The 13148-nt window shown below is 71.0% G+C and carries 9 protein-coding genes; 6 read left to right on the plus strand and 3 right to left on the minus strand.

All coding sequences use genetic code 11. The annotated features are described in order from the left end of the window. Positions 1-11 precede the first annotated feature (11 nt). Complete coding sequence (locus AB8810_RS04805) at positions 12-1211, minus strand: OprO/OprP family phosphate-selective porin (protein ID WP_369915715.1); 1200 nt, start codon at positions 1209-1211, stop codon at positions 12-14. Positions 1212-1525: 314 nt separating this feature from the next. Between AB8810_RS04805 and AB8810_RS04810 the strand changes: the two genes are divergently transcribed. The 4 genes from AB8810_RS04810 (at position 1526) to AB8810_RS04825 (ending at position 5555) form a co-directional block, all read left to right on the plus strand. Beyond that, positions 1526-2200, plus strand: coding sequence for a hypothetical protein (locus tag AB8810_RS04810; protein ID WP_369915716.1), 675 nt, complete (start codon positions 1526-1528; stop codon positions 2198-2200). A gap of 190 nt (positions 2201-2390) precedes the next feature. Further along, positions 2391-3104: a response regulator transcription factor gene (locus tag AB8810_RS04815; protein ID WP_179567141.1), complete on the plus strand. Its 714-nt coding sequence runs from the start codon at positions 2391-2393 to the stop codon at positions 3102-3104. Beyond that, positions 3097-4485, plus strand: coding sequence for a sensor histidine kinase (locus AB8810_RS04820; protein ID WP_179567139.1), 1389 nt, complete (start codon positions 3097-3099; stop codon positions 4483-4485). The genes AB8810_RS04815 and AB8810_RS04820 overlap by 8 nt, the downstream gene beginning before the upstream one ends. Then, positions 4482-5555, plus strand: a complete 1074-nt coding sequence (locus tag AB8810_RS04825; RefSeq protein ID WP_369915717.1) for an ABC transporter substrate-binding protein — start codon at positions 4482-4484, stop codon at positions 5553-5555. The genes AB8810_RS04820 and AB8810_RS04825 overlap by 4 nt, the downstream gene beginning before the upstream one ends. Positions 5556-5579: 24 nt before the next feature. Here the strand turns inward: AB8810_RS04825 and AB8810_RS04830 are convergent, their stop codons facing one another. Beyond that, a complete protein-coding gene (locus AB8810_RS04830; RefSeq protein WP_369915718.1) occupies positions 5580-8741 on the minus strand; it encodes a diguanylate cyclase domain-containing protein in 3162 nt (1053 codons plus the stop codon). Between the two features lie 111 nt (positions 8742-8852). On the opposite strand from AB8810_RS04830, the gene AB8810_RS04835 reads away from it, so the two are divergent. Both AB8810_RS04835 and AB8810_RS04840 read left to right on the plus strand, forming a co-directional pair. After that, positions 8853-9491 carry a response regulator transcription factor gene (locus AB8810_RS04835; RefSeq protein WP_179567135.1) on the plus strand — a complete coding sequence of 213 codons (639 nt, stop codon included), beginning with the start codon at positions 8853-8855 and terminating at the stop codon, positions 9489-9491. Positions 9492-9608: 117 nt separating this feature from the next. Next, positions 9609-9950, plus strand: coding sequence for a DUF5713 family protein (locus AB8810_RS04840; protein ID WP_179567133.1), 342 nt, complete (start codon positions 9609-9611; stop codon positions 9948-9950). Positions 9951-10423: 473 nt separating this feature from the next. Here the strand turns inward: AB8810_RS04840 and AB8810_RS04845 are convergent, their stop codons facing one another. Next, on the minus strand, positions 10424-13072 hold the full coding sequence (locus AB8810_RS04845) for a PAS-domain containing protein (RefSeq protein ID WP_369915719.1): 2649 nt from the start codon (positions 13070-13072) through the stop codon (positions 10424-10426). Positions 13073-13148 lie beyond the last annotated feature (76 nt).

Genomic DNA, 13148 nt, shown 5'->3' on the forward strand with positions numbered 1-13148 from the left:
AATCCCGGCTCTCAGAAGTCGTACTGGAAGCGGCCGGTGATCGCGCGGGTGTGGTCGAGCGTGGTGCCGGCCAAGTGGTCGCGGTTGCGGCTGTCGATCAGGTTCAGCATCAGGCGCAGGTTCGGCTTGAGGTACCAGTTGCCGGCCAGCGTCCACGACGCGGTGGAGGCGTCGAGGAAGTCCGCCTGGCCGTCCAGGTGCTGCGTGCCCCACATGCGGTCGTAGCGCAGCGCCAGTTCGAACGCGCCGCGCGGATTGTTGACCTGCTTGATGCGGGTGAAACGCCCGGTCTTGCTGTCGTAGCGGCGCGATTCGCCGGTCGCGAACCAGCTGACGAAGCCATAGGCGGACAGCACCTGCGCACGCTGCGCACCGTCGTCGAACAGGCCGCCGCTGAATTCGCTCTGCCACGACAGCGGGCCGCGCACCTGCGCGTACTCCAGCGACCACTTGTCCACGTCGGTATCGCGGCCGTCGGCGAAGCGCGCCAGGGTGATGCGGCTGTCGTCGGACAGATGCCCGGCCGGGCGCGGGCGGATGCTCAAGGCCGGTGCACCGTTGGCGCCGGGATGGTCGTAGCGTTCGTGCGCCAGCGACAGGCCCAGGTGCAGCACGTCGCCGTCGCGCGCGCCCGGCGCCCAGGTGCCGCGGCCGCCGAACGCATCGCCCTTGATGTTGGACACGTCGATGCTTTCCAGGCTGTAGACGCTGGCGGCCCAGGTGTAGTCCTTGCCGGCGGCCTGCCACGACACCGCCTTGCGGTACAGCGGCGCCAGCGTGCTGGCCGCGCCGCTGCGCTCCAGGAACTGGCCGAAGTTGGAGCCGGTGCGGTCGTCCAGCGAGAAGTACTGCTTGAACTGGCCGACGCTCAGCGTGCCGGCGTCGAACTTTCGGGTCAGGTAGACGTCCTTGGCCTCGATGCCCTTGCCGTTGAAGTCGTCCTGCAGCCCGGCGAAATCGCCTTCGACCTTGTAGCCGAAGCCGAAGAACTTGCCGGACACGTCGATCCACAGCCGGCGGATCTCGGTATCGTCGGGATTGGGTGTGCCGCGCTGGTCGTTGTCGAACTGGGCGAAGTCCCAGTGCAGGCGGCCGCCGATCTCGGCGGTGACCGGGCCGTCGTCGTCGCCATCGGCGGCCTGCGCCAGCACGGGCAGGGACAGCAAGGCGCAGGCGCAAGCGCCGCACAGGCTCGATTTCTTCAGGTTCACGTACCCTCCCAGGTGCGCGCAGCGCGTCGATGAGTCGGTAGCCCGCAGCGGAAGGCGCAGGCCAGCGTGGCTGCAGCCTAGTGCGGCGTAGCTGTCATCGACCTGTCGATGGGAAGCCAAGCGTTTCAGGCGCGCCCGGTCGCCTGCGGCCGGACCGTCGGTCCAGGGGCGCTGGCGGCCGGCGCAGTGCTCGTCGTTGTGCAACCGGCGCAGTCTAGGTAGGTTATCGGCGCTGGACTTTCGGCCAGCGGGAGACCGCGTTCCCTCGTGTCGCAGCATCTCCCTGGCCCCAATCGCGCGTCATCGGAGTCGCCATGCGTAGAGTGCTCGCCGGCCTGTCGGTCCTGGTTCTCGCGGTCGGAGCGTTCATGCTTTGGCAGCGGTCGCCTGTCGCCGCACGCTCGCAGCCAGGCACAGGAGCCGCCGCCGCTATGGGCGACGCGCGCGATGCGCGCGCCGTCGGCGCCGACACGCGCTCAGGTACGGACGTTCTCCGAGCCGAGGAAACGTCGCCCACCGTCGCCGACACGTTCCCTGCGACGCAGGGTCGCCAGCCGGCGCCCTTGGCGGAGATGGCATTTCTCAGGGGGAAGGCGATCGACGGGGGAATGGCCATGCGCGTCATCGGCAGCAGGGACTTCGACCTGATCCTGCAGAAGCTGGCAAGGCAGGCCGAGTCCGACGGCCTGGCCAAGTCCAGGGTCTACAAGGATAATTTCAGGGATTACCTGAGCGAGGCCGACCCCGGTTTCGCGGTCAAGGATGTCGCATGCGGAGCCCATGTCTGCATGGCATCGGCCTCGAACACGCGCCCCAGCGATGCGCAATTCTCCACCGCAGTGCAGGCCATGGCCGGTGCGCGCGATGCGCGGATGTATTCCACCGTCACGCAGACGTTGCCGGATCCGGATGTGCCAGGCGCCTATCTGTACCGCATCATCTTCACCACCGATCCGAGCCTGGCGGCGATCACCATGCCGTCGCAGTGAACGCGCCATCGGTGGGCACAATGGCGATGGCAGTGGCCTGCGATTCCGCTGCCGGGCATCGCCGCGACCTGAATCGCCGGCCTGATTGCCTGCTGCCAACGCGGCGCGAGCGGGTTAGCATCCGCCGGCCGACTCGCTTCTGCGAATCCCCACTCCCGGCTTTCCGCAGCCGCACGGCTGGTCATCTCCAATGCGTCTTTTGTTAGTCGAGGACAACGCCGATCTGGCCGATGCGATCGTGCGGCGCATGCGCCGCAGCGGGCATGCGGTGGACTGGCAGAGCGATGGACTGGGCGCGGCCAGCGTGCTGCGCTACCAGAGCTTCGATCTGGTGGTGCTGGACATCGGCCTGCCCGGGCTGGATGGACTGCGGGTGCTGGCCGGGCTGCGCGAGCGCGGCGACACCACGCCGGTGCTGATGCTGACCGCGCGCGACGGCATCGAGGACCGGGTGCAGGCGCTGGACGTGGGCGCCGACGATTACCTTGGCAAGCCGTTCGATTTTCGCGAGTTCGAGGCGCGCTGCCGGGTGCTGCTGCGGCGCAATCGCGGCAACGCCAGCGAGGTGGTGCAGCTGGGCGGCTTCGCCTTCGACAATGCCGCGCATACGGTCAGCCTGGACGGTGCGCCGATCGAGTTGCCCAATCGCGAATACCGCCTGCTGGAGATCCTGATCGGCCGGCTCGGCCAGGTGGTGGGCAAGGACGAGATCGGCAACGGGCTGTTCGGCTTCGACGACGAGGCCGGGCCGAATGCGATCGAGCTGTACGTCGGGCGCCTGCGCAAGAAGCTGGTCGGTGCGCCGCTGCGCATCGTCACCGTGCGCGGGGTCGGCTACAAGCTGGAAGCGGCCGGGATCGATTCGCCGCCAGCGACGCCGCAGGACCCAGGCGGCGATGGCTGAGGCCGCGCTGCCGGCACCGTCGATCCGGCGCACGCTGCTGCTGTACCTGGGGGCGCTGTCGCTGCTCGGCGCGGTGGCGCTGTTCTTCGCCGCGCGCGACTACGGCCAGCGTGCGGCCAACCGTTCTTACGATCACCTGCTGGTGTCCTCGGCGCTGTCGATCGTCGATTCGGTGGCGCTGGCCGACGGGCAATGGCAGGTGGACCTGCCGTACGCGGCGCTGGACCTGCTGGCGATGGCGCCGGAGGACCGGGTGTTCTACCGGGTGTTCGATGCGCGCGGGCGCACCATCACCGGCTACGACGATCTGCCCAAGGCGCCGTCGCTGCCGCGTGCCAGCGCGGCGCCGCGCTTGTTCGACGCGTTCTACAGCGGCGAGCAGGTGCGCTTCGCGGTGGTGGCGCGGCGGGTGTCGTCGGCCGCGGCGCAGGACGAGGTGTGGGTGCAGGTCGGGCAGACCCGGCGCGCGCGCGAAGCGCTGGCGCAGGATGTGGTGCTGCACGCGCTGGTCGCGATCGCGGTGCTGTCGCTGCTGTCGCTGGCGCTGGTCTGGCTGGGGGTGTATCGCGCGTTGCGTCCGCTGCAGCGGATCGAGCGCGACCTGTCGCGGCGCGAACCCTCGGAGCTGAAGCCGCTGGCCCTGGCCGCGCCGCAGGAAATGCACCAGATGGTGGCGGCGTTGAACCGCTTCATGGCGCGCCTGGCGAGCAGCAACGAGACCTTGCGCGCGTTCATGGCCGAGGCCGCGCACCAGATGCGCACGCCGCTGGCCGCGTTGCGCGCGCAGGCGCAGCTGGCGCTGGACGACGACGATCCGCGCGACATGCGCCGAAGCCTGGAGGCGATCGAGCGCAACGCCACGCACATGAGCCGCCTGCTCAACCAATTGCTCAGCGACGCCAGCGTGATCCACCGCGCCAACCTGCAGCGCTACGCCAGCGTGGATCTGGCCGAGGTCGTGCATCAGGCGCTGCACGAAGCGCTGCCGCAGTCGCAACCGCGTCCGCGCGTGCAACTGGCCATCGCCAGCGAGCCGGCGATGGTGCGCGGCGACGCGCTGCTGCTGCGCGAGGCGATCAAGAACCTGATCGACAACGCCTGCAAGTACGGCGGCGACGGCGCGCTGCAGGTGGCGCTGACCTGCGAAGCGCGCGATTGCGTGGTGACCGTGGCCGATCACGGGCCGGGCATCGCCGCGGCCGACGCCGAGCGCGTATTCGAGCGCTTCGCGCGTGGCGAGGGCGCGGCCGCCGGCGGCGCCGGGCTCGGCCTGGCGATCGTCAAGCGCGTGGTCGACAGCCACGGCGGGCGCATCGATCTGTCCAACCGCGTCGGTGGCGGCCTGATCGCCAGCCTGCGCCTGCCCAGGTTGCACCCATGAGCTCGCATTTCCTGCTGCGCACGGCTGCCGCAGTGCTGGTCGTCCTGTTCGCCCACGCCGCGCTGGCCGCGCCCGGCGACATCCGCCGCTTCCCGGCGCAGGGCAGCGCCCAGGCGCAGCTGTGCATCCAGGGTTCCACCGACATCGAGGTGTTCGCCGCGGTGATCGGCGACTACCAGCGGCTGCACCCGCGCACCGAGGTGGTGTACCAGGACGTGATCGCCTGGGACATGTACCAGCGCTACCTGCATCCGCGGCCCGGCGCACGCTGCGCCGACCTGCTGATCAGCGCCAGCATGGACCTGCAGACCAAGCTGGTGAACGACGGCCACGCGCTCGCGCACCGCTCGCCGCAGACCGAGGCGCTGCCGGCGTGGGCGCAATGGCGGCATGAAGCGTTCGGGATCAGCTACGAGCCGGTGGCGATCGTCTACAACAAGGCGCGGCTGCCGGCGGCGCAGGTGCCGCGCACGCGCCGCCAGTTGCTGGAGCTGCTGCGCGCGCCGGGCATGCCGCTGCGCGGCAGGATCGGCACCTACGACGTGGAGCGCAGCGGCGTGGGCTATCTGTTCGCGACCCAGGACGGGCAGATCGGCAGCATGGCCGGCGCCTTGCTGGCGGCGATGGGCGACAACCAGGTGGTACTGGAAGAACGCACCGGCGTGCTGCTGGACCGGGTCAGCCGCGGCGAACTGCTGTTGGCCTACAACGTGCTCGGTTCCTACGCGCAGGCACGGATCGACGCCGGCGCGCCGCTGGCGATCGTGCAGCCGGAGGACTACACCCTGGTCGCGCTGCGCACCGCGGTGATTCCGCGCGATACGCCGCACGCGGCCGAGGCGCGCCGGTTCCTCGACTATCTGCTGTCGCCGCGCGGGCAGCAGGTGCTGTCGCGCGAGGCCTGGCTCAAGCCGATCCTGCCGGGCGCCGGCGGCACGACGCCGGCGGCGACTCCCGCATTCCGCCCGATCGCGCTGGGGCCGGGCTTGCTGGTGTACCTGGACGCACTCAAGCGCCGCCAGTTCCTGGATGCCTGGCGCAGCAGCATGCGCCGCCATCCGCCGCGCTGAACGCGCCGCGGCGGGCGCCGGCGTTCAACGCGCGAAGTGTGGCGGCTGCGCGGTGGAGTGCAGGATGCGCACGCTGTCGCCGAGCTGTTCGGGCGCGCCGCCGGCAAGCAAGGCCTGCACGCGCGGCCGGTCCGGTGCCGCGCCGGCGCCCAGCCCCACCCAGGCGTTCTTGCCGGCGCCCTTGGCCGCGTACAGGCAGCGATCGGCCAGGCCCACGCTCTGCTCCCAATCGCCCAGCGCCGGCCACGCCGCCACCAACGGCCATGGCGCGAAACCGATCGAGCAGGTCAGCGCCAGTTCGTGCTGCTCCAGCGCGAAACGCTGCGCGGCCACTGCCGCACGCAGGCGCTCGGCCAGCGCCTCGGCGGCGCCGTCGCGCGGCAGGCGGGTGACCAGCACGAATTCCTCGCCGCCCCAGCGCACCAGCAGGTCGCGGTCGCCGCACAGCGCGCGCAGGCTGTCGGCGCAGTGCACCAGCGCGGTGTCGCCGGCCTGGTGGCCGTAGTCGTCGTTGATGCGCTTGAAGTTGTCGAGGTCGATCATGAAGAAATACAGCGCATCGGCGCTGCTGCCGGCGTCGAGCTGGGCGCGCAGCGCCGGGCATTCGCGGGCCAGCCAATCCTGCAGTTCGCGGCGGTTGGAGACGCGGGTCAGCGGGTCCAGGCGGGTGGCCGCTTCCAGTTGCGCATTGCTCTGCAGCAGCTGCTGGTTGGCGCGCTCCAGCTGCCGCGTGCGCTCGGCGACGGTGAGGTTCAGCAGTTCCACCATGTCGCGCTCGCGGTTGACCGTGCGGCGCACGCGTTGCGCGGCCAGGCCGAGCAGCAACAGGCCCAGCAGCGCGTAGCCGGCATACGCCAGCGGATGCCGCCACGGCGGCGGCCGCACCTCGATCCGCAGCGTGCGCGTGGCGCCGAACTGGCCGTCGCGCCCGGCCGCCTGCAGTTCCAGCGTGTAGCGGTCCGGCGGCAGATGGCTGACCGAGAATTCGCTGTGCGCGGTCTGCGGATAGACCCAGCCCTGGTGCAGGCCGTCGACCCGGTAGCGCAGCCGCGCCGTGCCCGGCGCGGTGAAGTCGATCGCGGTCATGCCCAGGGTGAACACGTTGTCGCGATAGTCCAGCGCGATGTCGTGCGCATACACCACGTCGGTCTCGGTCTGCCGCTTGCCGTCGTGGCTGCCTTCGCTGGCGTCGAGCACGCGCAGGTCGGTCAGCACCGCGCGTGCCGGGTTGCTGCGCAGCGGCAGCTTGCGCGGGTCGATCACGTCCACGCCCTGCGTGCCGCCGAAATACAGCAGGCCGCGGCTGTCGCGATAGCCCTGGCCGCTGTTGTATTCCTGGTTCTGCAGGCCGTCGCGGCTGCCCAGGTTCTGCACGATGCGGGTGGCCGGATCGAGCACGCTCAGGCCGTTGTTGGTGCTCAGCCACAACCGTCCCTGCGGATCCGGCAGGATGGTGTAGATGACATTGCTGCTGAGGCCTTCGCGGTCGGTGTAGCGCACCGCGACGTCGCGCTTCAGGTCCACCGCATACAGTCCGCCGGAGAACGTGCCGACCCACAGCACGCCGTCCTTTTCGTAGAGCGACCACACCGACGGATACAGGCCGGCGCCGCCGGGGCGATAGGGCTCGGCCGGCCGGTCGCCGCGCATCCGCCACAGCCCGCAGTCGTTGCAGCCGATCCACAGCGTGCCCTGGGTGTCGCGGTACACCCGGGTCAGCGTGCGCCCGGCCAGCGGCGCCCAGCGCGGATCGTCCTGCACGCGGCCGTCGACCACCCGGGTCAGGCCGCGGCGCGTGGCCACCCACAGCGTGTCGCCTTCGCGCAGCAGGGCGTTGACGTGCGCATCGGCCAGGCCGTCCACGCGCGCCAGCGCACCGCTGCCGTCCAGGCGCCACAGGCCGTGGCGGGTTCCCAGCCACCAGTGGCGGCCGTCGCCCTCGATGGCGCGCACCATGCGCGTGGCCAGCGCGGCCGGGACCTGCCAGGGCGCGCGGCCGCGCTCGCGCAGCAACAGCCCTTGGTCGGTGCCGATCAGCATGCGCGCGCCGTCGCGCCAGATGCTGCGCACGCTGGGACTGGGCCAGGCATGGGTGTCGCTGAGGTCTTCCTCGTCGTTGCGGATCACCGCCGACATCGGCCGCACCCGGTACAGGCCGGCGGTGTAGGTGCCGATCCACCAGGTGCCGTTGCCGTCCTGATAGAACCGGGTGATGGCGCTTTGCGGCGGCACGTCGAAGCTCAGCCGCCGCGGCGTCGCCGCATCCTTGTCCAGCTGCGTCACCGTGGCATTGGTGGAGCCGACCAGCACCCGCCCGTCGGCCAGGCGGATCAGCGCGCTGAGATCGCTGTGCCCGGCGAGCAGTTGCTGCGTGCTCCAGTGGGCGAGCGTGGCGCCTTGCGCGTCGAGCTTGAACAGCCCGGCGCTGGCCGAGGCCAGCCACAGCCCTTCCGGCCCGGATTGCAGGCCCACGCATTCGTCGATGCCGGGCGGCGCCGGCAGCGCCTGGCGTGCGCTCGCGCCGAGCAGCCACAGCCGGCAGCGCCGGTCCAGCGCCACCGCGCGCTTGCCGTCGGGCATCCAGGTCAGGCCGACCACCGGCGCATCGCCGCCCAGCGGCAGCACCCGGCTCAGCGTCGCGTCGACGCGGTCGATGCCGTGTTCGGTGCCGAGCCAGGCGCCGCCCTGCGGATCGATCAGGATGTTCATGATGCGGTTGTGCGACAGGCCGTCGGCCACGCCCAGCCGATGCCGCTTCCAGGTGGCCAGATCGATCACTTCCAGGCCGGCGTCGTTGCTGCCCAGCCACAGGCGGGTGCCGCGGGCCTCGAAGGCGAGGCTGTCGATGCTGCTGCTGAGCAGGCTTTGCCGGTCGCTGGCGTTGAGCTCGTGCCGGTAGACGCGGAACAGATGGCCGTCGAAGCGGTTGAGGCCCTCCTGCGTGGCGATCCACAGGAAGCCCTGGTCGTCGCTCTGCAGCGCGGTGATGGTGAGTTGCGACAGCCCGTCGCCCAGGCCGAAATGCTCCAGGCTGCTCGGCAACTCGGTGTCGTCGCCGTCGCTGACGGCTGTCGCGGCGAGCGTCGCGGCCACGCTCGCGCCTGGCGCCAGCAGCGCCGCCAGCAGCGCGCAGCGGCACCCGGTCGGGCGCAGGCCGCGCAGCAGGGTCGAAAGAGTCCGGATCACGCCTCGCTATCGGCCGCCGGCGTTGCGGCTTGAACGCGGCCAATGCCGGGGGCGGTGCGATTCCTGGCGCAGGGCCGGCACGGCGGCGGCCGCGCATGCCAGACTGTAGGCATGGATGCGCCCACGATTCTGGTCGCCGACGACCATCCCCTGTTCCGCGCCGCAGTGCTGCACGCGCTGCGCCAGGCCTTGCCACGCGCGCGGGTCACCGAGGCGTCCAGCGCCGCCACGCTGGATGCGGCGCTGGCCGCGCAGGCGCATGCCGACCTGGTCCTGCTGGACCTGGCGATGCCCGGCGCGCGCGGCTTCTCGGCCCTGCTGCACGTGCGCGGCGAACGTCCGGAGGTGCCGGTGGTGGTGATCTCCTCCAACGACCACCCGCGGGTGATCCGCCGTGCGCAGCAGTTCGGCGCGGCCGGCTTCATTCCCAAGTCCTCGCCGGCCGAGACCATCGGCATCGCGGTGGCGGCGGTGCTCGATGGCGGCACCTGGTTCCCGCCGCTGACCGCCGCGCGTTCGGAAGCCGACGCGCAACTGGCCGCACGCCTGGCGCAGCTGACCCCGCAGCAGTTCCGGGTGCTGCTGTGCCTGGCCGACGGCCTGCTCAACAAACAGATCGCCTACGAACTGGGCCTGGCCGAGAACACGGTCAAGGTGCATGTGACGGCAATCCTGAAAAAGCTCGAGTGCCACAGCCGCACCCAGGCCGCGGTGCTGGTCAAGGCGCTGGAGCCGGAAGGCGAGGCCTGAACCCCGCGCGCGGCGATCGGCCATGCGATGGGCCGGGAGCGTTTTCCGCCGCGCCCGGATACGCGATGCTATGCACTGGCGCCCGCGCTTCCTGCGGGCGGAAAGGACCCCCGGACCATGCCTATCCGCAACGAGCAGATCGCCTACTACCCGTTCCTGCAGGAAATGCTGGACGACGACTATTTCCCTTCCTTTCTGGTCGGCAAGGGCCAGAAGATCCTGTTGCGGCTGTGCGAGGCGATCGAGGCGCAGGCCCCGCCGGACCTGCCGGCGCTGTACCGGCTCACCCATGCCGCCACCGAGGAATTCAACGCGCTGGCGCTGGAGTTCGAGGCGCACGACAGCGAGATCGAGACCGCTGCGCGCGACAACATCGGCGTGGACTTCCTGTACATCGCCAGGACCTACGGCTTCGATGCTGCCGATGCCGAGGAGTTGATCGCGCCACGCGAGTGGTGAGCGGGGCGGGGCGTCGGTGGGCTATGCGCGCCGGCTGTTCCTTCTCCCTTCGGGAGAAGGTGCCCCGCAGGGGCGGATGAGGGTACGTGCGCAGCCTCGCGCACCCAACTCCCCGAGTCGCTTTCGCGCCGGACCCTCACCCCAACCCCTCTCCCGGTGGGAGAGGAGCTAGCGCTGTTCCCTTCTCCCCTGGGAGAAGGTGCCCCGCAGGGGCGGATGAGGGGACGGGCGCAGCCTCGCGCATCCAACTCCGCGAGTCGCTTTCGCGCCGGACCCTCACCCCAACCCCTCTCCCGGTGGGAGAGGGGCTAGCGCTGTTCCCTTCTCCCCTGGGAGAAGGTGCCCCGCAGGGGCGGATGAGGGTACGGGCGCAGCCTCGTGCACCCAAACTCCGCGAGTCGCTTTCGCGCCGCACCCTCAACCCAATCCCTCTCCCGATGGGAGAGGGGCTAATGCTCCGGTGGGAGCGAGGCTCAGCCCCGCCGCAACAGCATCTGCGTCATCAGCGCGCGCAGCGCCGGCGCGCGCACCGGCTTGGACAGGAAGCCCCATCCCTGCGCCTGGGCCAGCGCGCGCAGCGCCGGATCCGGTTCGGCGGTGACCAGGATCACCCGCGGTTCGGCGTTCCAGCGCCCGCACAGCTGCGCGAACAAGGCCGGGCCGTCGCGCTCGCCCATGCGCACGTCCAGCAGCACCAGCTCCGGCGCCTGCGCCGGTTGCGCCGCGGCCAACGCCTCTTCGGGCCCGGCGGCCAGTTCCACCCGGCACGCCCAGCGTTCCAGCAGCGCGCGGCTGGCCTCGCAGACGCGCGGGTCGTCGTCGATGCACCACACCCGGCAGCCGTGCAGGATCGGGTCGTCGCCGTTGTCGCTGGCCACCGCGGTCGGCGCCTGCGCCTGCGCCGCGGCGGCGGCGTCGCCCAGCGCCACGGTGACCGCGAACACGCTGCCGCGGCCGAGCTGCGAACGCAGGCCGATGCGGTGGCCGAGCAGGCGGCCGATGCGCTCCACGATCGCCAAGCCGAGGCCAGCACCGCGGTCGTGGGCGACGCCGTCGCCGAGGCGGCGGAACTCCTCGAAGATCTCCTGCTGCAGCGCCTCGGGGATGCCCGGGCCCTGATCGTGGACCTCGATGCGCAGGCTGTCGCCGTCGCGGCGGCAGCCCAGCAGCACGCGTCCGCGCGGGGTGTAACGGATCGCGTTGGACAGGAAGTTCTGCAGGATGCGCCGCAGCAGCGTCTCGTCGCTGCGCACCGCGGCGCGGGTGGGCACGTAGTCCAGGCGCAGGCCGCGGTCCTCGGCGACGATGCCGAACTCGTGCGCCAGGGTCTGCAGCAGCGGCCCCAGCGCGAAGTCGCGCACCTGCGTCTTCAGCGTGCCCGCTTCCAGCCGCGAGATGTCCAGCAGGCTGTTGAGGATCGCGTCCTGCGCGACCAGCGCGTTGTCGACATGGTCGGCGATCTGCCGCGCGTCGTCGTCGTGCAGCTTGCCGCGCAAGGCGGACACGAACATGCGCGCGGCGTTGAGCGGCTGCAGCAGGTCGTGCACCGCCGAGGCGACGAAGCGGGTCTTGTAGCGATTGGCGTTCTCGGCCTCGCGCTTGGCGTCGGCCAGGTCGCGGGTGCGCTCGGCGACGCGGTGCTCCAGCGCGTCGGCCAACGAACGCAGTTCGCGCGCGGCGTTCTTGTAGCTGGTGATGTCGGCGTAGCTGGTGACGAAGCCGCCGTCGGGCAGCGGGTTGCCGCGGATTTCCAGCACCGTGCCGTCGTCCTTCTCGCTCTCCCGCATGTGCGGGCGGCCGCTGCGCAGGTGGTCCAGGCGGCGCTGGATCGCCGCTTCCACCGGGCCGGGACCGAGCAGGCCGCGGCGCGCGTTGTAGCGGAACACGTCCTCGATCGGGCGGCCGATGCGGATCAGCTCCGGCGGGAAACGGAAGATCTCCAGATAGCGCGAATTCCACGCCACCAGGCGCAACTGCGCATCGATGATCACCACGCCCTGCGGCAGATGCTCCAGGCTGCGGCTGAGGCCGGTGTCGGCCTGTTGCGCGGCCTGCACCACGCCGTCCTGCGCGGTGCGCAGCTCCTGCGCATGCTGTTGCAGCAGCGATTCCAGTTCGCGCCGACTGCGCTGGCGCAGCCGCGCCAGGCGCTGGCGTTGCTGGAACAGCAGACCCAGGAACACCAGCGCCAGCCAGATGCCGGCCGCGGCCAGCGCGGCCGCGCGGCCGGCGGCGCGGCTGCCGCCGATGTCGTGCAGCAGGTGCAGGCGCCAGCCGCTTTCCGGCAGCGCCATGCTCTGCCACAGCAGCGGCGCCGATTGCGTGGGCGCGTCGATGCGCATCACCTGGCCGCCGTCGTCCAGCGCGGCCAGGCTGCGCCGCCGCGCCGGCAGCAAGGTCTGCCGGGCGTATTGGCGGGTGGCGAGCAGTTCGTCGCGTTCGTGCGCGCTGAGCGGCTGCAGCTGGCGGTAGCGCCAGGCGTCGCGGCTGGACAGGAACACCACGCCATGGCGATCGCTGACCAGCACCACGTCGGGCACGCGCAGCCATTCGCGTTCCAGCGCGGCCAGTTCGATCTTGATCACGATCACGCCCAGGGTGCGCCCGGTATCGTCGCGGATCGCCTGCGACAGGAAATAGCCGGGCACGCCGGTGGTCATGCCGATGCCGTAGAAACGGCCGCTGCCCTGCGCCAGCGCCTGCTTCACGTAGGGACGGAAACTGTAGTCGGCGCCGACGTTGCTGCTGGCCAGGCGCCAGTTGCTGGCGGCCACGGCGACGCCATCGGCGTCGATCAGGGTCAGCGTCGAGGAACGGGTGACGTCGTTGGCGCGTTCCAGCTTGAGGTTCAGCCGCTGGTGCGCGGCAGGGTCCAGCGGCTGGGTCAACGCCTCGCGCAGTTCTGGATCCAGCGCCAGCACCTGCGGCAGCGTGCGGTAGCGGTCGATGCGCTGCTGCAGGGTCTGCGCGTACAGCTCCAGCTGCTGGCGCAGTTGCCGGCTCTCGGCGCGCAGCGCGCGCTGTTCGGCGAAATGCCCGGCCGACAGCATCGCCAACGCCATGCCGCCGAGGGCGGCGAGCAGGAGCAGGGCGAAGCGGCGATAGCGCAGGGCGGGATACATGCGGAGTGGGCGCGGTCGGGACGGTATCCTGCCAGCTTAGCGGCAGCGGCACGCGCGCTGGCGATTCGTTCCGCGG

It is taken from the genome of Xanthomonas sp. NCPPB 3005 (genome assembly GCF_041228095.2).
GTDB lineage: Bacteria > Pseudomonadota > Gammaproteobacteria > Xanthomonadales > Xanthomonadaceae > Xanthomonas_A > Xanthomonas_A bonasiae.